We start from the raw sequence: 21,818 nt of genomic DNA, 5'->3' as shown, positions 1-21,818 counted from the left end.
ACTCATCGCACTCGCTCAAGAGATTCCAGAGACCAGCACGGTAACGGGCTGTTTGGCCATTCACGCACCAATTGTGCCTGCATTAATGACAAGGTATCTAAACCCGGTAGTGTTTGTGGTGTTAACCACGCGGCAATGCGCGCCAGTTGAGTCAGCCCGAGGCTTGATTCAATCGACGAACTGATCACCGCAGTCAATCCCAGGGCATGAGCCTGTTCGACCTGCTGGCGAACTTTTGCCAGGCTGCCGGTGAGCGTGGGCTTGATAACCAGCGCCGTTAAGCCAGGTTCGGCGGCAAACGCAAAGTCAGGCTCGCGCAGACTTTCATCCCACGCGATGGCGATCCCCGTTTCACGGGCAAACTCACGGGATTGCTCGCGGGTTTTGCACGGTTCTTCAATAAACGCAATACGCGGGCGGAAGTCCGGGTTGACGTATTTGGCGAACTGCTGCGCTTTAAGCGGCGTCCATCCACGGTTGGCATCAAGGCGCAGACGCAAGTCAGGCATCGCTTCCAGTAGCAGATTAACCACCATGCCGTCGCGCACGGCTTCGTACAAGCCCACTTTCACCTTGGCGATTTTTTCGCCAGGGATGGCGGCTAACATCTCAAACAGTTCATCCGGGTCGCCGGTACACAGCGGTGCTGCGCGGTAATCTGCCGCTTGTGGCAATTCACCACTGATTTCTGCCAGCGCGCAGCTCAGGCCAAAGGCCACAGAGGGCATTTCGGGCAATTCAGTCTCACCGCCCGCTGGCCACGCTTGCAGCCAGGCCAGCGCCACGCTTTGCGCTTCGTCGACGGTTTCAGCGCTAAAACCCGGCAATGGCGAAATTTCGCCAAAGCCTTGTTTGTCGCCTTCCGTCAGGCGCACCAGCAGCCCGTCGCGTGTTTTCAGGCGCCGCTCGCGCAGCACCACTCCCGCATCCATCAGCACCTGAAAGCGCCACAGTTCGACGCGACGCATTACGGGTTCCGTTTAAATTTGCTGAAGTCCGGCTGGCGTTTTTGGTTAAACGCGTTGCGGCCTTCCTGACCTTCTTCAGTCATGTAGAACAGCATGGTGGCGTTACCCGCCAGCTCTTGCAGACCTGCCTGGCCATCGCAGTCAGCGTTCAGCGCGGCTTTCAGACAACGCAGCGCCATTGGGCTGTTTTGCAGCATTTCACGGCACCAGCGCACGGTCTCTTTTTCCAGTTCGGCATTCGGTACCACGGTGTTCACCAGCCCCATATCCAGTGCTTCTTTGGCATCGTACTGGCGGCACAGGAACCAGATTTCACGGGCTTTTTTCTGACCGACGATACGCGCCATATAAGAAGCACCCCAACCGCCGTCGAACGAGCCAACTTTCGGGCCTGTCTGGCCGAATACCGCGTTTTCAGCGGCAATAGTCAGGTCACACATCATGTGCAGCACGTGGCCGCCACCGATGGAATAACCCGCGACCATCGCGACAACTGGTTTTGGACAAGTACGGATCTGGCGCTGGAAATCCAGCACGTTCAGATGATGAGTACCACTGGCATCCTGATAGCCGCCGTAATCACCACGGACTTTTTGGTCGCCGCCTGCGCAGAAGGCTTTTTCACCTTCGCCAGTCAGGATGATGGTACCGATGTTGTCGTCATAACGTGCATCGGCCAGCGCGTTAATCATCTCTTTGACGGTCAACGGGCGGAATGCGTTGCGCACTTCAGGGCGGTTGATGGTGATTTTGGCGATGCCGTCAGCCGATTTGTGGTAACGAATATCGCTGTAACCTTCCGAGCAATCCTGCCATTCAATCGGGGCATAGAGCATTTGTTCATCTGGATAAATCATGGTGTTTCCTCGCCAGGTTTTCGTAATAAGTTGAGCAGACAGGCGCTAAAAGCGGCGGGGTTTTCCCGATGCGCGTTGTGGCCTGCGGCAGTAATAAGATGCGGTGCCAGGCCTAAGCTGTTTGCCACGGCGCGGAATTTTTCATCCCGCTCACCACACAGGTAGTAAAAAGGCTGCGGCAGTTGTTTGAGCGCCGCGCGTAAATCGGGTTGCTTGCCGAGCGATGTTGCCTCAAGCATTGCCGCAAGACTTGCACCGTTATTCTGGCTACGCAGCATGACAAGTGCTGCGCGCTGTGGGTCGTTAAGCGACTGAAAAACCGCTTGTTGATACCAGTCGTTAAGTACCTCTTTGAGCGGTTCGTTGCACAAACGTTGCCCCCAAAGATGGTCGTTGGTTTGCCTTTCCAGGCGGGCATTTTCATCCTCAAGGCCCGGATGGCCCCCTTCGACAACCAGCCCACATAAGCCGGGATTATCCCCCTGGCAAGCATGGACCATCGCCACACGTCCGCCAAGGGAATAGCCAATAAGCCAGTATTTTAGGATGTTGTAACTAAGAAGCGTTTTTCGCAACAGTTGGTCAACCTGATGAAAGTCGTTCACCGTGATATCGGCCGATTTCCCGTGACCGGGCAAATCAATTCGCAGTTGCGGCCAGTCGATAAAGTTCTCGCTCACCGCTTCCCATTCACGCTGGCAACCTAAGAAACCATGCAGCCAGACAAGACACGGCAAGGTCGCATCACGCCCTTCGCGATAAACCGCATGCAGGGTCATGCCTGGCTAACCTGCGCCAGTAGATTCTGCAAGGTTTGCGCGCCATCCGTTTCGGGCACGGTCGCTTCAATGATGGTAGTTTGCGGGCTGTGCCAGGCGCGGTTAACCGCATCCTGCAATTCGTCCCAGCTTGTCGGGTTGTGATAGCTAAGGTTAAACATCGCCGCCGCGTGGGCAAAATTAACGTTCTGCGGCATGCAGTAGAAGCGTTCACGTTCGGCCGCAGGTGTTGGCAATAACGAGAATATTTGCCCGCCATTATTATTCACGATCAGCAAAACAAACGGCGCAGAAACCTGGCGTAGTAGCGCCAGCGAATTGAGATCATAGAGCGCAGAGAGATCGCCGACGATCGCCAGCGTTGAGCGGGCTGTGGCACGTTGCACACCGGCGGCAGTCGAGAGCAGGCCATCGATACCACTTGCGCCACGGTTGCTGTAGACCGGATAACCGGCAGGAAGTTGGGCAAAGGCGTCCACCAGCCGCACCACCAGGCTGTTGCCAACAAATAGCTGCCCGGCTTCCGGCAATAGTTCAGGCAAACGCGCGGCGATTTGCGCCTCGCCAAATTCAGCTGTGCCCTTTTTCACCGTCTGCTGCGCGAGTTTTGCCAGGGTGGTTAATTTCTCGTCCCATGCGAGGCGTTTTTCAGCCGGATGAAGCTCCAGCCATTGCGCGATATCGCAAGATATTCGGCGGCCGCGATGATTCGCCGGATCAAGCCGGTTGGGTAAGTTATCTACCAGCCAATACTCTTCCGGCTCGCAGGTAGCCTGCCATTGCAGGACACGTTTACCGGTCAAGCTGCTGCCAAACTGGATAATAATTTGCGCTTCGGCAAGCTCGGTGACGGCCTGGCTGTTGCTCAGCCATAAATCCGCACAAGGCAACGGCTGCCCGGTTTGTGAAAGAACATCGCTAATCAGCGGCCAGCCTAATGTTTTCGCCCATAAGGCCACCTGTTTGCCTTCATCGGCATTCAAACGCCCGGCCACAACCACGCCACGTTTTTGCCGCCAGAAGAACCAGTCGCGCTGTTTCATCACTTCCTGAGCCGCGGCCATGCGCAGCCAGGGTTTATCACTTTGCCACCAGTCGCCAAGCGCCTGTTGCCAGTTGATACCGGTTTCATCAAGCTCACCGTATAGTGGCTCGGCAAACGGACAATTGATATGAACTGCTCCGCCCACCAATTGCCCCATCGCGTTATCAATGGTCGAAACCAGCCAGCGCGCGGGAATATCCTGCGTGGGCCGTGGCAAATTAATCGCTTGAGTCGGATGGGAGCTAAAAATTCCGGGCTGGCGAATCGCCTGATTAGCACCGCAATCAATAAGTTCAGGTGGGCGATCGGCGGTCAAAACCACCAGTTTTTCACCCGTCAAACCGGCTTCAATAATCGCCGGATAGAGGTTGGCGACAGCCGTTCCGGAGGTGACGATGATAGCGACAGGAGCCTGGCTGGCTTTTGCCAGGCCAAGTGCCAGATGGCCTAAACCACGTTCGTCAAAGTGCGTATGACAAATAAAAGCCCTATTTTCAGCCGCGCCAAGGGTCAGCGGAGTAGAACGCGAACCCGGTGCCACGCACACATGGCGGACTCCGTGACGAGTTAGCGCTTCAAGAATTACCGTAGCCCAACGGCGGTTAAACGAGCTTATCGACATGATTAAGTCCTGAGTCAATTTTGCTGACTCATTATAATTATAGATGGAATAGTTATTTTGATATGGGTCGGTAATAGTATTTAGAACATCGTTTTCGTCAGCAATGTTCGCAACCCGGCGGCTTTATTTTCTATTTCTTGCCATTCTTCTGCCGCGTCAGAACCCGCAACAATGCCAGCTCCGGCATACAGACGGACAATATGATTAGTGACTTTTGCCGAGCGCAAGGCAACGCAGAACTCAGACTGACGTTGTGACAAATACCCCGCTGACCCCGCGTACCATTCGCGCTCGAATGGTTCATTTTTGTCGATGAAATCTCGCGCCACATCTCGCGGTAAGCCTGCAACAGCGGCAGTCGGTTGCAGCATCGTCAGGCAGGCGGCGTCGTCCGGTTGCGCCAGAACAGTCCAAATGCAGCGACGTAAATGCTGCACTTTTCGCAGGCGCACAATTTGCGGCGGCAGTACGTCGATCGTTCCCACCGTTTTATGCAAACGCTGGCAGATGTCTTCAACGACCAACATATTCTCACGTTGGTTTTTATCATCTTTTAGCAACCACTGCCCCAACGACCAGGCCCGGTGATCATCAGGGTGGTTCGCCACCGTTCCGGCTAATGCTTCAGTGCGTAATGCCGTGTCGATGCGCCGCCATAAGCGCTCCGGGCTTGAGCCGAGGAACGCATTGCTGGCGTCAAACACCATAAGAAAATGATAGCAATTCAGGTTCACCCGACGGCTTGCCGCCATAAAACCCGCCGCAGAAACCGCCGTAGTAAATTGCAGATCGGTGGCTCTAGCCAGCACCACTTTGTCGAGTTCATGCTGTTCAATAGCGCTTGTCGCGAGATCGATAAGTTTCAGCCATTCACTCTGTGGCGGAATATGTTGCTCACCCACACAATTCAGGTGCTGTAGCGGTAATTGTTTGGCTGGCAGGAGTTGTTCAAGGAAAGCCTGCGCGGCGCGCGCGTCTTCCTTTAAGGATGTTTCGCTATACAGATGGAGATGAAGCTGCGCATCGCCACCCGTGCGTCGCCATTCGAGTCTTGGGAGAAATAAAAAACTGGTCGCGGGGTCGAACGCATTGACGCCAGCGATACGAATAGCGGGCTGACCGGCATAATCATCAAGAAACTCTCTCGCCGCTTCTAATGTGTTGAACTGGTGTACCAGGCCAAGTGCGGCAATTTCGTCATCGCCATTACGCTGTTGCCAGTAGAATTGAGGATAAAGCCGTTGAGTAGTCAACCATGCGAGAGCATCTGAGGCATCACTCAAGGTTACGGCAAACGATATTTGCTGTAGTCCTGGCGCATCCGCAAATTCTGCGTTCAATGCAAGTTGTAACTGTTGCAGCGCGACGACAACTGAATTCACGTTTACCTCACCTTCCCTGAAAACCCTTGATTATACGTGGTCATGGCGGCAAAAAAAAATCCCACCCAATAGGTAAGATTTTTTTTAACCGGCACACAACGTATCTATGTGCCGGAATAGCCCTAGCGTCTGGCTAGCAATAGCCCCAACACTAAACCAGCTGCCGCGCCGACACCAATGCCTTGCCACGGTTTGTCATGAACATAATCATCGGCACGATAAACAGCTTTTTTGGCACGATAATAATAATTATCTGACGCATTACTGACGCGCGCTTTGACGTCACTTAGCGCCTTTTCAGCGCGTTCTTTCAGTTCAATGTACTTTTGGTCAGCGGGGTCACCTGAGGAACGCAGCACTTCTTCTAACGTTTCGCTCAGCAGAGATAAATCATCATCAAGACGAGATTCATACGGTTGCATCACTGTTCTCCGTTTATAAAAAAAACTCGTCCGCTAACTATAGACAAGATGAATGCTTTTAGCGATTCGCCATCCCAAGGTGTGGGATACCATCTTCGTCATACACATCCGTAACTGGGGAAAAACCAAAGTGAGCATAGAACGCTTGCAGATGCGCCTGCGCGCCTAAATACACAGTAGTTTCCGGCCAGAATTGCTGGCAAGAGGCCATCGCTTGCTCCATCAATTGATAGCCCAGTTTTTCGCCACGCACGCTTTTGTCGATAATCACACGACCAATCACCACCGGTTCAAATTCGCTGTCGCTTTTCAGAATGCGCGCATAAGCCACCAGCTTACCGTCCTGCCAGCCGAGAATATGGCGGTTTTCGCCCAGCAAATCGTCGCCATCAATGTCCTGATAAGGGCAGTTTTGCTCGACAACAAATACCTCGTTGCGCAGCGCTAAAAGCGTATAAAGATCGGTGACGCTCAGTTCTGAATGATGCAAATCTTGCCAAATCAACATGCTGCTGCCCTCACGTAGTTTATTGAGCCTATCTTCACGCATAAAAAAACCGCCATCAAGTGGCGATTCAGGATGGAGCATCTGCAAGGCTTCAGACTGATGACAAACCTCTTCCCAGGTCATACAGCAGCGTCATCCGACACTTTTATCTGCAACAACAGGCGAAAATGGTGGATGGCGCTATCGCTTATCCCCCCTACAACACCTGTTTAGTGATCTTTGTCAGCAATCTAAGCCCTGTGCTAAACCCACCAGCCGAATAAATTCAGCCCGATACCCCTGTGGATCTACACCTTTAGCCTGCTCACCCCACTCCGCTATTTGCTGCCAGGAAGTTGTAGATAATGCATCTGAGCCGCCTAATTTTTGCCCGTAGGCCGCTACTGCCGCAAGAAAACGCATATCCTCTGAGGCTGTGTTAAAGGACGTGTTACCACTGCGTTTCACCGGCAAATTGATCTGTTGGCTAGTCTCTCCTTGCGGCTGTTTATAACGCAGCTTAACCCAGAGTAATTCGTTGGTTTTACTCCCCTCAGTCGTGGCTGTTTTTTTAGCATAACGCAGGCTATCAACAGATTGTTTTTGGCCTGCCAGCGTGAGTTCAAATAATACCGTGACATGTTTACCGGCACCTATATCACCAGCATCTACCGCATCGTTATTAAAATCTTCATCACGCAGTTGACGTTTTTCATAGCCTATTTGGCGATACTCAATAACATTATTCGGATTAAATTCGATCTGCGCTTTAACATCTTTTGCTACGGTAACGAATGTCTGACGCATTTCATTATTCAATACTTTCTGCGCTTCGGATAATGAATCGAGGTAACTGTAATTTCCATTACCCACATCCGCAATTTTCACCATCATCGCATCATTAAAATTATCGTCGCCTACACCAAGAGTGGAAAGCGTCACGCCAGATTCACGCTCTTTTTTTACCATGGCTTCAATGTCTTTAGGATCGTCAATTCCGACATTAAAATCCCCATCGGTGGCTAATAAAATACGGTTAACGCCTCCTTTGATAAACCCTTTTCGGCCTGTTGATAAGCCATTTTCAAGCCCGCGCCACCGTTGGTTGAACCACCCGCATCCAGGCTATCAAGCGCATTAAGAATGGTTTTTTTATCGGCTCCGGAAGTGGACGCTAAAAGCACTTCTGAAGAGCCAGAATAGGTCACAATGGCAATGCGATCTTGTTCGCGCAGGTCATTCACAAGGAGCGTGTGCTGCTCATTCCTCGGCGCGGGGGATAATTCGTAGCTGATGGTAAATGGCGTGGCATGATCGGAACGGGTTTCACTGCTGGAGGCTCGCGCATTCAGTGGAAAATAGTTCACCATTTCTTCCGCACGCACCGCATCTGCATTGGGCAATGTCCCCTATCCATTTTTAAGCATATTTTTTTGAGACATCAAAATATACTTATCGAAATAATTATCCTAACGAAAAATGGTATATGAAATAATAAACAGATAAATCTTATCTGGCAAAAATTTTAGATATGATTTTATATATTTCATTTATTATATAAATAATACAAAAACCTCACGACTCTATAAAAAAAATGACAAACACTGTTCAATAAATATAAAAACCATCCAGCCCAAAAAAAAGCACCGCCGATTTAATCGTGCGGTGCTTTTTTTAACTACAAGCAGTTTTATCTCAGTAAAAATCAGCGGCAGCCGCTTCAGCCTGCGCCATCCAAACCGGTTTTTCACTGGTTTTAGACCAGACGCGATGCAGGTAGCTGTAGAAACGGGAACGATCTTTCCAGAACAACATGACCGGCAGAGCCAGGACGCCTGCTACAACAACAAATGTGCGACGCAGGATGACCTGATGCATTGGATAGTCTTTATATAGAGTCATAGGCTTCTCCCTTTTTTGTGACCGGCATCTAACGCCGGGAAATTGGAACTTGTTATCTGGCGAAAATAGTATCGCATTGTTTGAAAGTTTACTACTCATCCGACCACTCAATGACACTTTTTGCCATTAATTTACATTCATCGGCGTAATTAAGTTACAAAATAGTTAAATAAATACTAACCATTAGTTAATTAATGGCTTTTGTCATTTTTATACTTTTTTTACACCCCACCCGCAGACTTTTACGACATCTTTGCATCCAAACTTTCAAAATCACTCCAATTCCTTATAGGACTGGAGGTGGATTGTGAGTGCAGGCGTAATCGCAGGTGTGGTGCTGGTGTTTTTGCTGTTGGGATATCTGATTTATGCGCTGATTAATGCGGAGGCATTCTGATGGCCGCGTCCGGATTTTTATTAATTGCCAGTTTCCTGCTGGTGCTTTTCGCGTTAGCCAAACCGTTAGGTAGTGTTTTGGCTCGCTTAATTGAAGGCGAACCGTTGCCCGTTGTCGGGAAAGTGGATTCTCTGTTCTGGAAACTTCTCGGCAGTGATGCCACCCGCGAAATGAGCTGGAAGCATTACCTGGGCGCAATTCTGGCGTTTAACGCGTTAGGTTTGCTGGCGCTTTTTGTCATTCTGATGACACAAGGCAACCTGCCGCTCAATCCGCAGCAGTTACCGGGCCTTTCCTGGCATCTGGCGCTGAATACAGCTGTGAGTTTTGTCTCCAATACCAACTGGCAGTCTTACAGCGGTGAAACCACGCTGAGCTATTTCAGCCAGATGGTCGGCCTGACGGTGCAAAACTTTTTGTCAGCCGCAACGGGGATTGCCGTGGTGTTTGCGCTGATCCGCGCTTTTTCACGCCAGAGCGCCAGCACATTAGGTAACGCGTGGGCCGATTTAACCCGCATCACGCTGTATATCTTGCTGCCGATTTCACTGTTGATTGCGCTGTTCTTTGTTGGCCAGGGAACCTTGCAGAACGTTGCCGCGTATCAGCCATTTACCTCACTTGAAGGTGTGCAGCATGTCTTGCCTATGGGCCCGGTGGCCTCGCAAGAAGCGATCAAGATGCTTGGCACCAATGGCGGTGGTTTCTTTAATGCTAATTCCTCACACCCGTTCGAGAACCCCACGGCGCTGACCAACTTTGTACAGATGCTGGCGATCTTCTTGATCCCGGCGGCACTCTGTTTTGCGTTTGGTGAAGCGGTAGGTGACCGTCGTCAGGGACGCGCCATTTTATGGGCAATGGCGGTAATTTTTGTTATCTGCGTTGTGGTGGTTATGTGGGCCGAAACCAACGGTAACCCGCATTTCATGCAGCTCGGCGCTGACAGTAATTTCAATATGGAAGGCAAAGAGAGCCGCTTTGGCATTCTGGCCAGTAGCCTGTTTTCGGTGATTACCACTGCCGCATCTTGCGGGGCGGTCAACGCCATGCACGACTCCTTCACGGCGTTAGGCGGCATGATCCCAATGTGGCTGATGCAGATTGGTGAAGTGGTGTTCGGCGGCGTCGGCTCTGGGCTGTACGGCATGTTGTTGTTCGTGTTGCTGACGGTGTTTATCGCCGGTTTGATGATTGGCCGCACGCCGGAATATCTCGGTAAAAAGATCGACGTCGCAGAGATGAAAATGACCGCGATGGCGATTCTGGTAACGCCGACTCTGGTGCTGCTCGGTACCGCGCTGGCGATGATGACCGACGCAGGCCGCGCCGGCATGTTCAACCCAGGCATTCACGGTTTTAGCGAAGTGCTGTACGCGGTTTCGTCTGCTGCCAATAACAACGGCAGCGCGTTTGCCGGTTTAAGTGCTAACACCCCATTCTGGAACGTTCTTCTGGCGGTGTGCATGTGGTTCGGTCGCTTCGCGGTGATTGTGCCGGTGATGGCGATTGCCGGTTCGCTGGTCACCAAAAAATCGCAATCCGCAGGTATCGGCACCCTACCGACTCACGGCCCGCTGTTTATCGGGTTGCTGATTGGCACTGTGTTGTTAGTCGGCGCATTAACCTTTATTCCCGCCCTCGCATTAGGCCCGGTTGCGGAACACCTTTCCTTTGTGAATTTGTGATTAAGAGGCATCCATGAGTCGCAAGCAACAGGCGCTATTTGAACCATCGCTGATTCGTCAGGCGTTAATTGATTCCTTTAAAAAACTCACGCCACAGGTGCAGTGGCGTAACCCGGTGATGTTTATCGTTTGGGTCGGCAGCGTGATGACCACCGTTCTGGCGATTGCCATGTTCGCCGGGAAAGTTCAGGGCGAAGCGTCGTTTACTGCCGCCATCAGTGTCTGGTTGTGGTTTACCGTGCTGTTTGCCAACTTTGCCGAAGCGCTGGCAGAAGGCCGCAGTAAAGCGCAAGCCAACAGCCTGAAAGGGGTGAAGAAAACCAGTTGGGCGCGTAAATTGCGTGCGCCGCAACATGACGCACCGATGGACAACGTCCCTGCCGCCGACTTACGCAAAGGCGACATCGTGCTGGTTGAAGCGGGCGATATTATTCCTTGCGATGGCGAGGTGTTAGAAGGTGGTGCATCGGTGGATGAAAGCGCGATTACCGGTGAATCCGCGCCGGTTATTCGTGAGTCTGGCGGCGACTTCGCTTCGGTCACCGGTGGCACGCGCATTCTTTCCGACTGGCTGGTGATTCAGTGCAGCGTGAACCCTGGCGAAACCTTCCTCGACCGCATGATTGCGATGGTCGAAAGCGCGCAACGCCGTAAAACGCCAAACGAAATTGCACTGACGATTTTACTGGTGGCGCTGACAATCGTCTTTTTACTGGCAACTGCCACGTTGTGGCCGTTCTCGCAATATGGTGGTGTCGCGGTTAGCGTTACCGTGCTGATTGCTCTGCTGGTGTGTTTGATACCAACCACCATCGGCGGGCTGTTGTCGGCGATTGGTGTTGCCGGAATGAGCCGCATGTTAGGTGCGAATGTGATTGCCACCAGCGGGCGTGCTGTTGAAGCAGCGGGCGATGTTGACGTGCTGCTGCTGGATAAAACCGGCACCATCACGCTGGGTAACCGCCAGGCTTCTGATTTCCTGCCTGCACCAGGCATAGATGAAAAAACGCTGGCGGATGCCGCGCAGCTTTCGTCACTGGCTGACGAAACACCTGAAGGCCGCAGTATTGTGGTGCTGGCAAAACAGCGCTTTAACCTGCGCGAACGCGATGTGCAAAACCTGCATGCCACCTTTGTGCCGTTTACCGCACAAACCCGCATGAGTGGGATCAACATTCAGGATCGCATGATTCGCAAAGGTTCGGTGGACGCCATTCGTCGCCACGTTGAAGCCAACGGCGGCCACTTCCCGCCGCAGGTGGATACGCTGGTGGAAGGCGTTGCCCGCACCGGCGGCACACCGCTGGTGGTGGCGGAAGGTGCGAACGTGCTCGGTGTGATTGCGCTGAAAGACATCGTCAAAGGCGGCATTAAAGAGCGTTTTGCGCAGTTACGCCAGATGGGCATCAAAACCGTGATGATTACCGGTGATAACCGTCTGACCGCCGCCGCGATTGCCGCCGAAGCAGGGGTTGATGATTTTCTTTCCGAAGCGACACCGGAAGCCAAACTGGCGTTGATTCGCCAGTATCAGGCTGAAGGCCGTTTAGTAGCAATGACCGGTGATGGCACCAACGATGCGCCAGCGCTGGCGCAAGCGGATGTCGCGGTTGCCATGAACTCGGGTACCCAGGCAGCAAAAGAAGCGGGCAACATGGTGGATTTAGACTCCAACCCCACCAAATTGATTGAAGTGGTACATATCGGTAAACAGATGCTGATGACCCGTGGTTCGCTGACCACCTTCAGTATTGCCAACGACGTGGCGAAATACTTCGCGATTATTCCTGCGGCGTTTGCCGCCACTTATCCGCAGCTCAACGCGCTGAACGTGATGCACCTGCACTCCCCGGCTTCGGCGATTTTGAGCGCGGTGATTTTTAACGCATTGATCATCATCTTCCTGATTCCACTGGCCTTGCGCGGGGTGAGCTACAAACCGCTGAGTGCCGCAGCCATGTTGCGTCGCAATCTGTGGATTTACGGTCTGGGCGGTTTAATTGTGCCGTTTATTGGCATCAAGATTATCGATGTGCTGCTGACCGTTTGTGGCCTGGTTTAAGAGGAAAAACAAATGACTACCTTACGTCCCGCTATACTATTACTGATTTTATTGACCCTGGTTACCGGTGGACTTTACCCGTTACTGACCACGCTGCTCGCTCAATGGTGGTTCCCGACGCAAGCCAACGGGTCGTTGATTATTGATACTCAAGTGGTGCGAGGCTCAAGCCTGATTGGGCAAAACTTTACCCAGGCGAAGTATTTACAAGGCCGCCCTTCTGCTACGGCAGAAACGCCATATAATCCAATGGCCTCTGGCGGCAGTAATCTGGCAGGCAGTAATCCTGAGCTAGATAAGCAAGTTACCGAGCGTGTGGCAGCGTTACGTGCGGCAAATCCGCAGGCAAACCCAGCGGTTCCGGTTGAATTGGTGACGGCTTCAGCGAGTGGTCTGGACGGGCAGATTTCGCCGCAGGCGGCGGCCTGGCAGATCCCGCGTATCGCCAAAGCGCGCAATTTGCCGGTTGAACAAGTTGAGCGTTTGATTGCCGAGAACACCACGCAGCCATTGGTCGGTTTTATCGGTAAACCGGTGGTGAATGTGTTGTTGGTTAACGTGGCACTGGATGCCCTTCAAACTCCATAAGATAAAACTGTCGGATGACGCTGGCGCTTATCCGACCTACGAATTACGGCCGTTGTAGGGTGGATAAGCGCAGCGTCATCCACCAAAAAATAAGGAGCTGTTATGACGCAGGAACCGCTGCGCCCTAATCCAGATAAGTTACTGGAGCAGGTCAATCGCAAACCTCGCGGTAAGCTGAAAATATTCTTCGGTGCTTGTGCGGGCGTGGGGAAAACCTACGCCATGCTTCAGGAAGCACAGCGGCTGCGGGGGCAAGGACTGGATATTCTGATTGGCGTGGTGGAAACCCACGGTCGTAAAGAGACTGCCGCCTTGCTCGACAGGCTCGATCTACTACCAGCAAAGCGGATACACCACCGTGGGCGATGGGTTCAGGAGTTTGACCTTGACGCCGCCCTCGCCCGTAATCCTGCGCTGATCCTGATGGATGAACTGGCGCACAGCAACGCGCCCGGCTCGCGCCACCCTAAACGCTGGCAAGACGTAGAAGAGTTACTGGACGCCGGGATCGACGTTTTTACTACCGTCAACGTGCAGCATCTCGAAAGCCTGAACGACATCGTCGGCGGCGTAACCGGCATTCAGGTCCGTGAAACGGTGCCTGACCCTATCTTTGATGCCGCCGATGAAATCGTGCTGGTCGATTTACCGCCTGACGATTTACGCCAGCGTCTGCATGAAGGCAAGGTATACATCTCCGGCCAGGCTGAACGCGCCATCGAACACTTTTTCCGTAAGGGGAATTTGATTGCCCTGCGCGAACTGGCATTACGCCGCACCGCCGATCGCGTTGACGACCAAATGCGCGCCTGGCGGGATAATCAAGGCGAAGAAAAAGTCTGGCACACGCGCGATGCGATTTTGCTGTGTATCGGGCACAGCTCCGGTAATGAAAAACTGGTGCGCACCGCGGCAAGACTGGCGGCGAAATTAGGCAGCATTTGGCATGCGGTTTATGTCGAGACGCCACAGCTTCACCGTTTACCTGAACATCAACGACGCGCTATTTTGGCTTCATTACGCTTAGCGCAAGAACTGGGTGCGGAAACCACCACCACGCTTGCCGATCCCGCCGAAGACAAAGCTATTTTGCGTTACGCCCGGGAGCATAATCTCGGGAAAATAATTATTGGCCGACGCAAGACCCGCCGTTGGTGGAGCCGTGAATCTTTCGCCGATAAACTCGCTCGACGCGCACCCGACCTCGATTTAGTGATTGTCGCGCTGGATAACAAACCTTTTGTCGCCTCCCCTACCACGCAAGATATGCGCAACTTTAGCGAAAAATGGCGTATGCAGTTGCGAGGCTGTGGCGTGGCAGTTGGGCTTTGCGCCATCACTACCTTTATCGCCAATCAATGGTTGATGGGTTTTGATGCCGCCAACCTGGTGATGCTGTATCTGCTAGGCGTGGTCGTTGTGGCGCTGTTTTACGGGCGCTGGCCTTCAGTGCTGGCGACAGTGATAAGTGTACTGAGTTTCGATTTATTCTTTATTGCGCCGCACGGCACGCTGGCAGTTTCCGATATTCAATACTTGTTAACCTTCGCGGTGATGCTCACCGTTGGTCTGGTTATCGGCAATCTCACCGCTGGGGTGCGCTATCAGGCGCGGATTGCCCGTTATCGCGAACAACGCACACGCTACCTGTATGAGATGTCGAAGGCCCTCGCCGCCGAGCGCACGCCACAGGATATTGCCGCCACCAGCGAACTGTTTATCAATAACAGTTTTCATGCCCGCGCCCAGTTATTACTCCCAAATGAAAATGGTGTGCTGGAACGAGCCAATGCAAAGGGTGAACCGCACAACTGGGATGAAGCCATCGCTCGCTGGAGTTTTGATAAAGGCCAGCCTGCCGGCGCTGGCACCGATACATTACCTGGTGTGCCGTATCAAATTTTGCCGCTGAAAACGTCGGAAAGAACCCTCGGGTTATTGATTGTCGAGCCGAGTAATTTGCGTCAGTTGATGATCCCGGAACAACAACGCCTGCTGGAAACGTTCACGTTACTGGCGGCCACGGCACTGGATCGCTTATTGCTGACCGCCAGTGAAGAGCAAGCCAGGATTTCCAGCGAACGCGAGCAAGTGCGTAATTCGTTGCTGGCTGCGTTGTCTCACGATTTGCGTACTCCGTTGACGGTGCTATTCGGCCAGGCAGAAATACTGACGCTGGATTTGGCCTCTGAAGGCTCGAAACACGCCCCGCAAGCCAACGACATTCGCCAGCATGTGCTGAATACCACGCGTCTGGTGAACAATTTATTGGATATGGCGCGCATTCAGTCTGGCGGATTTAATCTGCGCAAAGAGTGGTTAACGCTTGAGGAAGTGGTCGGTAGCGCGTTGAAGATGCTGGAACTGAGTTTGGGCGGTCGGCATATTGTGCTTTCGTTACCTGACCCGTTAATGCTTATCCATGTTGATGGCCCGCTGTTTGAACGCGTGCTGATAAATCTGCTGGAGAACGCGGTGAAGTACGCCGGGTACCACGCCAATATAGGTATTCGCGCTCAGACCGAGGCTTCCCAACTGGATCTTGAGGTCTGGGACAGCGGTCCAGGTATCCCTGCTGGCAAAGAACAGCTAATCTTTGATAAGTTTTCCCGTGGTAACAAAGAGTCCGCCATCCCCGGTGTCGGTTTAGGGCTAGCGATTTGCCAGGCGATTGTTGAAGTGCACGATGGAAAAATTTATGCCGAAAATCGCCCGGAGGGAGGGGCGAGTTTTCATGTTATTTTACCGCTTCCCCCACCGCCTGAACTGGCTGAGATGAACGAGGCTTTGTGATATCAGTTCTGATTATTGAAGACGAAAAAGAGATCCGCCGTTTTCTGCGCACCGCGCTGGAAGCAGAATCGCTACGCGTTCATGAAGCCGAAACATTGCAGCGTGGTTTGCTGGAAGCCGCCACGCGCAAGCCTGATTTAGTGATTCTTGATCTCGGTTTACCCGATGGTGACGGTCTGGATTTTATCCGCGATTTCCGCCAGTGGAGCCAAACGCCGATTGTGGTGCTATCTGCTCGCAGCGATGAACAAGTGAAGATAGATGCGCTAGACGCGGGCGCGGATGATTATCTCAGCAAACCGTTTGGTATTGGCGAGCTGCAAGCACGTTTGCGAGTAGTATTGCGCCGCCATGCCAGTGTGGCACAGCCCGATCCGGTTTATCAGTTTTCAGGCATTAGTGTGGACCTTGCTACCCGCCGTATTACGCGGGATGGCGCTGAAATCCATCTCACACCGATTGAGTTTCGTTTGCTCGCCACGCTGCTCAATAACCACGGTAAGGTGCTGACTCAGCGCCAGTTGCTCAATCAGGTTTGGGGGCCGAATGCCGTGGAGCATAGCCATTATTTGCGGATTTATATGGGACATTTGCGCCAGAAGCTGGAAAGCGATCCCGCGCGTCCGGCGCATTTGCTGACCGAAACTGGGATTGGTTATCGGTTTATGCTGTAGTTCCGGCAGACAAAAAAGGCGCCTTGCGGCGCCTTTTCCAATTCAACATCTTACTTCGCGTTTTTCAGCACTTCGCTGACAATCTCTACCGCTTCTTTCTCAATTTGCAGACGGTGTTCTGCACCTAAGAAACTTTCACAGTAAATTTTGTACGCATCTTCAGTACCCGAAGGGCGTGCCGCAAACCAGCCGTTGTCGGTCATCACTTTCAGGCCGCCGATAGAAGCGCCGTTGCCAGGGGCCGCCGTTAAACGTGCGGTGATCGGGTCACCTGCCAGGGTGCTGGCGCTGACCATTTCCGGAGAAAGTTTGGATAATGCCGCTTTCTGCGCAGTTGTCGCGGAGGCTTGCAGACGGTTGTAGCTTGGCGCGCCGAAACGGGCAGCCAGTTCGTCATAATGCTGTTGCGGGTTCTTACCGGTGACGGCGGTTATTTCTGCCGCCAGCAGACACATGATGATGCCGTCTTTGTCGGTAGACCACGGTGTGCCATCAAAGCGCAGGAACGATGCCCCGGCACTTTCTTCGCCACCAAAACCAAAGCTGCCGTCGAACAGGCCATCAACAAACCATTTGAAACCCACTGGCACTTCAACCAGTTTACGGCCCAGGTCGTTAACCACGCGGTCAATCATCGCGGATGACACCAGAGTTTTACCGACGGCCACATCTTTACCCCACTGCGGGCGATGCTGGAACAGGTAGTTAATCGCAACCGCCAGATAATGGTTTGGGTTCATCAGCCCTGCTGGCGTGACGATACCGTGGCGGTCGTAATCCGGGTCATTGGCGAAGGCCAGATCGAATTTGTCACGCAACGCCAGCAAACCTTCCATCGCACACTCGGACGAGCAATCCATACGGATAGCGCCGTCTTTATCGAGGTGCATAAAGCGGAAGGTTTGATCGACGTGATCGTTAACAATCGTCAGATCCAGGTTGTAGTGTTTGGCGATGCGCTGCCAGTATTCGATACCGGACCCACCGAGCGGATCAACGCCCAGTTTCAGACCCGATTTCTGGATGGCGGCCATATCAACGATATCCACCAGCCCTTCGATAAACGGCTGCACCAGATCTTGTTCTTGTACGTGACCGCTTGCCCAGGCTCTCTCCAGAGAGATGCGTTTTACATCTTTCAGATCCGCCGCCAAAAGCGCGTTGGCACGATCTTCAACCACCTTGGTGACGTTGGTATCAGCCGGGCCACCATTAGGCGGATTGTATTTGATACCACCGTCTTCCGGTGGGTTGTGCGAAGGCGTAATGACGATGCCGTCAGCCTGCGCACCAGCGTTTTTGTTATGCGTCAGAATGGCATGTGAAATGGCAGGCGTTGGCGTGTAGCCGTTTGCCTGCTGCACAATGACATCCACACCGTTTGCAGCCAGCACTTCCAGCACGGAAATAAACGCAGGTTCAGATAGCGCGTGGGTATCTTTACCCACGTAGCACGGCCCGGTAATGCCATTTTTTGCACGATCTTCAGCAATCGCCTGAGCAATCGCCAGAATGTGAGGTTCGTTGAAACTATGACGTGCCGCACTACCACGATGGCCGGAGGTACCGAATTTCACCGCGTGTTCGCTATTCCCCACTTCAGGCTTCAGCACGTAATACTGGGCCGTCAGTTGGGCTACGTTAATCAAATCGCTCTGTTGTGCCGGTTGTCCTGCACGAGGGTGGTTAGCCATTGGCCTTTCCTTCTGACGCGAGGTGTTAGATTGTGCCGCAAACCTTTTCAATCAATTCCGCAGGGAACTGCATTGATTGCATGATGTGTTCAATCATGCTGCATTTACGACCCGTATTGGTGTTAGTGATAACCCAGTATGGCGTGCCCGGAACATGCTTTGGTTTGGTCTGGTTGCCATTTTGCAGCAGCGTTTGCTCATTACCTGCAAAATAGACGCGCGTCCGGCCATGCAGCGACTCGGTCGCTTCACCAAAAGCATGTGCGTCGAGGGTATACAGAGTAGAAAGCACCATCATGAAACGATTGACGGCTTTCTTTTGCTCGGCATATTCATCTGACAACAGTAATTCACGAACCGCACGTACGCGATCGCGAGCTTTGTTTACGGGTTTGGCTTCCGGAGCAGCAGCTGCTGCCGTCTGGCCGGTAGTTACTGGTGTAGCAGGAGATTGACCGGCGGTAAATTTCAACATGCGCCGTAAAATATCGGACGCGCTTTCACCAATGTGCTGCGTGTGGCTGGCAATATAGCGATAGAGCTCGTCATCAACTTCAATTGTTTTCATCTTAATCCGGTGCGGTATCTTTTCTGAATTCAAGTTGTTGGGATTATATGTACATATTCGCACAAATCCCAACCTCGGGTAGCGCCAAACTTATGTCACACCACAAAGTCAGACTAAACTGGAAATTTGCGGCACTGCGGCAGGATGCCGTTATGATACCCTAACCTCACGAAGTAAAAAAAAAGAACTTTGCCATGAAATTGAATGCTCGCCTGCAAACTGCGCAACAATCGACTAGTAATTCCCCCATCGTCCTAATCCACGGCCTTTTTGGTAGCCTTGATAACCTGGGCGTGTTGGCCCGCGACCTCGGGCAAAATCATACGTTGCTGCAAATCGATCTGCGCAACCATGGTTTATCGCCCCGTAGCTCTGAAATGAACTATGCCGCGATGGCGCAGGATGTGGTTGAAACGCTCGAAGAATATGGCTTTGAAAAAGCAATCATTATCGGCCATTCCATGGGCGGTAAAGTTGCGATGGCTCTGACAGCTATTGCACCTGAGCGCATTGATAAACTGGTGCTGATTGACATTGCACCGGTGGATTATCAGGTACGCCGTCACGATGAAATTTTCGCGGCTATTAATGCAGTCAGTAGTAGTGGAGCGAAAACACGTCAACAAGCCGCTATGGTGATGCGTGAGCATCTGAACGAAGAAGGTGTGATTCAATTCTTGCTGAAGTCATTTGCTGACGGCGAGTGGAAGTTTAATGTTCCGGTATTGTGGGAACAGTACGAGAATATTGTCGGCTGGCAAGCTATCCCAACCTGGAATGAACCGGCACTGTTTATCCGTGGTGGTGCATCCCCTTATGTTGACGAATCACACCGCGAAACGCTGCTTGCGCAATTCCCTCAGGCGCGCGCTCATGTGGTTGCCGGTGCCGGACACTGGGTTCACGCCGAAAAACCTGATGCTGTTTTGCGCGCAATCCACCGTTTTATCGACGCAAGTGCCGCAAACTGATTAAAAACAAACCGACTGGCTGTTAGATGCAGCTAACGCGTTGGCGCGCAAGCCATGCTGATGTATGATTGCGCGCTAAAATGCGCCAGAGCACCCCGCTCCGTGCCACCTGAATTCCCTGTCAGTAGTCTAATCATGGCAAAAGAACAAACGGACCGTACTACATTAGATCTGTTCGCGGACGAGCGTCGCCCCGGGCGGCCAAAAACTAATCCGCTGACGCGTGATGAGCAACTGCGTATCAACAAACGCAACCAGCTCAAGCGCGATAAAGTACGCGGCCTGAAGCGAGTGGAACTGAAGCTCAATAACGATGCAGTAGATGCACTAAATCATCTGGCTGAAGCGCGCAATATCAGTCGTAGTGAGTTGATTGAAGAGATTCTACTCGCGCAACTGAAGCAGCATCTCAGTTAGTTGAAAGGCTATATGCCCGGAATACGATGTTGCAGTCTGTGCACAACAGGCTGATAGCAGTTTCCGCACCGCAATGTGTTCTGCTATGATTGCCCTATCTGTGGCCAATTAGCAGCCACCATACCATTAAGTATCAAGAGGTTATTTTACTCATGGCAATCGTAGGCATTTTTTTCGGCAGCGACACTGGTAACACCGAAAATATCGCGAAGATGATTCAAAAACAGCTCGGTAAAGACGTTGCTGAGGTGCATGACATTGCTAAGAGCAGCAAAGAAGACCTGGAAGGCTTCGATATTCTGCTTCTCGGCATTCCAACGTGGTATTACGGTGAAGCGCAATGCGACTGGGATGACTTCTTCCCGACTCTGGAAGAAGTTGATTTCAACGGCAAACTGGTCGCCCTGTTCGGCTGTGGTGACCAGGAAGACTATGCAGAATACTTCTGTGACGCATTGGGCACTATCCGTGACATCATTGAGCCACGCGGTGCTGCTATCGTCGGTCACTGGCCAACGGCGGGCTACCATTTTGAAGCCTCTAAAGGTCTGGCTGACGACGATCACTTTGTCGGTCTGGCTATCGATGAAGATCGTCAACCAGAACTGACCGCTGAACGCGTTCAGAAATGGGTCAAACAAGTTTCTGACGAGCTGAACCTGGCAGATATCATCAACGCCTGATTCTGGATGTGACGCAGCTTTTAAACGGGTTGCGTCACATTGATAGATTATTCCGATTAAAATAATCGCTACAAATTTTTAACTTTTCGGTTTGTCCCTGTACAATGACCCCCTGGCTAAATAGCTAACAAGGCAATTAAATCGCGACTCAGCCGCCATTTTTTAGCTTGATTATGAATAATACTTGCGGTTTCCATTTAGAATCTGCAGTTCTATAATGAGACGCATTCATCTTAACGCTCACCCTGAGTCCGAGCGATCCGTTAAGCAACAGGACAATTTCCGCATGACTGACAATAATACCGCATTGAAGAAGGCCGGCCTGAAAGTCACGCTTCCGCGATTAAAAATCCTTGAAGTGCTACAGGGTCCGGTGAACCATCATGTCAGTGCGGAAGACTTATACAAACGTCTGATTGATATGGGCGAAGAAATTGGTCTCGCCACAGTTTATCGTGTACTAAACCAGTTTGATGATGCAGGCATTGTCACTCGTCACAACTTCGAAGGCGGCAAATCCGTATTCGAGTTAACTCAACAACATCACCACGACCACCTGATTTGCCTGGACTGCGGCAAAGTTATTGAGTTCAGTGATGATTCAATTGAATCTCGTCAGCGTGAAATCGCATCACGCCATGGCATCCGTCTGACCAACCACAGCCTGTACCTTTACGGTCACTGCGCTGAAGGTGATTGCCGTACCGACGAGAATGCACACGAAATCAGCGAAAAGTAATCCGCATATCTGACATTCTGAACCAGATGTCAGGTATAAAAAAACCGGTGAGGAAGCTCACCGGTTTTTTTATTGCCTGA

20 protein-coding genes and 1 pseudogene are annotated in these 21,818 nt (G+C 52.1%); 10 read left to right on the top strand and 11 right to left on the bottom strand.

The genetic code is table 11. From position 1 onward, the window contains the following. Positions 1-2: 2 nt before the first annotated feature. From menC to EC843_RS14085, 9 genes and pseudogenes are all read right to left on the bottom strand, one after another. Complete coding sequence (gene menC / locus EC843_RS14125; protein WP_133522420.1) at positions 3-968, bottom strand: o-succinylbenzoate synthase; 966 nt, start codon at positions 966-968, stop codon at positions 3-5. Continuing rightward, on the bottom strand, positions 968-1,825 hold the full coding sequence (menB, locus tag EC843_RS14120) for a 1,4-dihydroxy-2-naphthoyl-CoA synthase (protein WP_064548614.1): 858 nt from the start codon (positions 1,823-1,825) through the stop codon (positions 968-970). The genes menC and menB overlap by 1 nt, the downstream gene beginning before the upstream one ends. After that, complete coding sequence (menH, locus tag EC843_RS14115) at positions 1,822-2,604, bottom strand: 2-succinyl-6-hydroxy-2,4-cyclohexadiene-1-carboxylate synthase (RefSeq protein WP_133522419.1); 783 nt, start codon at positions 2,602-2,604, stop codon at positions 1,822-1,824. Before menH ends, menB begins: the two co-directional genes overlap by 4 nt. Further along, a complete protein-coding gene (gene menD, locus EC843_RS14110; RefSeq protein ID WP_121814100.1) occupies positions 2,601-4,271 on the bottom strand; it encodes a 2-succinyl-5-enolpyruvyl-6-hydroxy-3-cyclohexene-1-carboxylic-acid synthase in 1,671 nt (556 codons plus the stop codon). The genes menH and menD overlap by 4 nt, the downstream gene beginning before the upstream one ends. An 80-nt stretch (positions 4,272-4,351) precedes the next feature. Then, positions 4,352-5,653 carry an isochorismate synthase MenF gene (gene menF / locus EC843_RS14105; protein ID WP_121814101.1) on the bottom strand — a complete coding sequence of 434 codons (1,302 nt, stop codon included), beginning with the start codon at positions 5,651-5,653 and terminating at the stop codon, positions 4,352-4,354. A 122-nt stretch (positions 5,654-5,775) separates the two neighbouring features. Then, positions 5,776-6,075, bottom strand: coding sequence for a stress response protein ElaB (gene elaB / locus EC843_RS14100; protein ID WP_064548622.1), 300 nt, complete (start codon positions 6,073-6,075; stop codon positions 5,776-5,778). A 58-nt stretch (positions 6,076-6,133) separates the two neighbouring features. Then, on the bottom strand, positions 6,134-6,583 hold the full coding sequence (locus EC843_RS14095; RefSeq protein ID WP_064548781.1) for a GNAT family N-acetyltransferase: 450 nt from the start codon (positions 6,581-6,583) through the stop codon (positions 6,134-6,136). A gap of 222 nt (positions 6,584-6,805) precedes the next feature. Further along, positions 6,806-7,971, bottom strand: a pseudogene (locus EC843_RS14090) (von Willebrand factor type A domain-containing protein); the annotation flags it as partial. 286 nt (positions 7,972-8,257) lie between these two features. Beyond that, positions 8,258-8,464, bottom strand: coding sequence for a YbfA family protein (locus tag EC843_RS14085; protein WP_064548626.1), 207 nt, complete (start codon positions 8,462-8,464; stop codon positions 8,258-8,260). 307 nt (positions 8,465-8,771) lie between these two features. Here EC843_RS14085 and kdpF point away from each other — a divergent pair, with 307 nt between their 5' ends. From kdpF to kdpE, 6 genes are all read left to right on the top strand, one after another. Further along, positions 8,772-8,861, top strand: coding sequence for a K(+)-transporting ATPase subunit F (gene kdpF, locus EC843_RS14080; RefSeq protein ID WP_064548628.1), 90 nt, complete (start codon positions 8,772-8,774; stop codon positions 8,859-8,861). Continuing rightward, entirely contained in the window at positions 8,861-10,549 is a 1,689-nt protein-coding gene (gene kdpA / locus EC843_RS14075) for a potassium-transporting ATPase subunit KdpA (protein ID WP_064548630.1), read from the top strand. Before kdpF ends, kdpA begins: the two co-directional genes overlap by 1 nt. Before the next feature lie 13 nt (positions 10,550-10,562). Further along, complete coding sequence (kdpB, locus tag EC843_RS14070; RefSeq protein ID WP_064548632.1) at positions 10,563-12,611, top strand: potassium-transporting ATPase subunit KdpB; 2,049 nt, start codon at positions 10,563-10,565, stop codon at positions 12,609-12,611. A gap of 12 nt (positions 12,612-12,623) precedes the next feature. Next, a complete protein-coding gene (gene kdpC, locus EC843_RS14065) occupies positions 12,624-13,199 on the top strand; it encodes a potassium-transporting ATPase subunit KdpC (protein ID WP_133522418.1) in 576 nt (191 codons plus the stop codon). Between the two features lie 102 nt (positions 13,200-13,301). Beyond that, the gene (gene kdpD / locus EC843_RS14060) at positions 13,302-15,992 is read left to right on the top strand and encodes a two-component system sensor histidine kinase KdpD (RefSeq protein WP_133522417.1); all 2,691 of its coding nucleotides are present in this window, start codon (positions 13,302-13,304) and stop codon (positions 15,990-15,992) included. Further along, positions 15,989-16,666: a two-component system response regulator KdpE gene (kdpE, locus tag EC843_RS14055; protein WP_064548638.1), complete on the top strand. Its 678-nt coding sequence runs from the start codon at positions 15,989-15,991 to the stop codon at positions 16,664-16,666. The genes kdpD and kdpE overlap by 4 nt, the downstream gene beginning before the upstream one ends. A 50-nt stretch (positions 16,667-16,716) precedes the next feature. On the opposite strand, the gene pgm is transcribed toward kdpE, so the two are convergent. Beyond that, positions 16,717-18,360: a phosphoglucomutase (alpha-D-glucose-1,6-bisphosphate-dependent) gene (gene pgm, locus EC843_RS14050; protein WP_133522416.1), complete on the bottom strand. Its 1,644-nt coding sequence runs from the start codon at positions 18,358-18,360 to the stop codon at positions 16,717-16,719. 25 nt (positions 18,361-18,385) lie between these two features. Continuing rightward, on the bottom strand, positions 18,386-18,928 hold the full coding sequence (gene seqA / locus EC843_RS14045) for a replication initiation negative regulator SeqA (protein ID WP_064548641.1): 543 nt from the start codon (positions 18,926-18,928) through the stop codon (positions 18,386-18,388). Positions 18,929-19,122: 194 nt separating this feature from the next. Between seqA and ybfF the strand changes: the two genes are divergently transcribed. From ybfF to fur, 4 genes are all read left to right on the top strand, one after another. Beyond that, positions 19,123-19,899: an esterase gene (gene ybfF / locus EC843_RS14040; RefSeq protein WP_064548643.1), complete on the top strand. Its 777-nt coding sequence runs from the start codon at positions 19,123-19,125 to the stop codon at positions 19,897-19,899. A gap of 135 nt (positions 19,900-20,034) precedes the next feature. Further along, the gene (ybfE, locus tag EC843_RS14035) at positions 20,035-20,316 is read left to right on the top strand and encodes a LexA regulated protein (protein WP_121814107.1); all 282 of its coding nucleotides are present in this window, start codon (positions 20,035-20,037) and stop codon (positions 20,314-20,316) included. 152 nt (positions 20,317-20,468) lie between these two features. Beyond that, positions 20,469-20,999 carry a flavodoxin FldA gene (fldA, locus tag EC843_RS14030; protein WP_064517084.1) on the top strand — a complete coding sequence of 177 codons (531 nt, stop codon included), beginning with the start codon at positions 20,469-20,471 and terminating at the stop codon, positions 20,997-20,999. Between the two features lie 286 nt (positions 21,000-21,285). Continuing rightward, on the top strand, positions 21,286-21,738 hold the full coding sequence (gene fur / locus EC843_RS14025; RefSeq protein WP_064548647.1) for a ferric iron uptake transcriptional regulator: 453 nt from the start codon (positions 21,286-21,288) through the stop codon (positions 21,736-21,738). Positions 21,739-21,818: the final 80 nt, after the last annotated feature.

Source organism: Buttiauxella sp. JUb87 (assembly GCF_004361975.1).
GTDB classification, from domain to species: domain Bacteria; phylum Pseudomonadota; class Gammaproteobacteria; order Enterobacterales; family Enterobacteriaceae; genus Buttiauxella; species Buttiauxella ferragutiae.
Note: the sequence above shows the minus strand (reverse complement) of the source record. Positions and strands in the feature narration are given on the sequence as shown.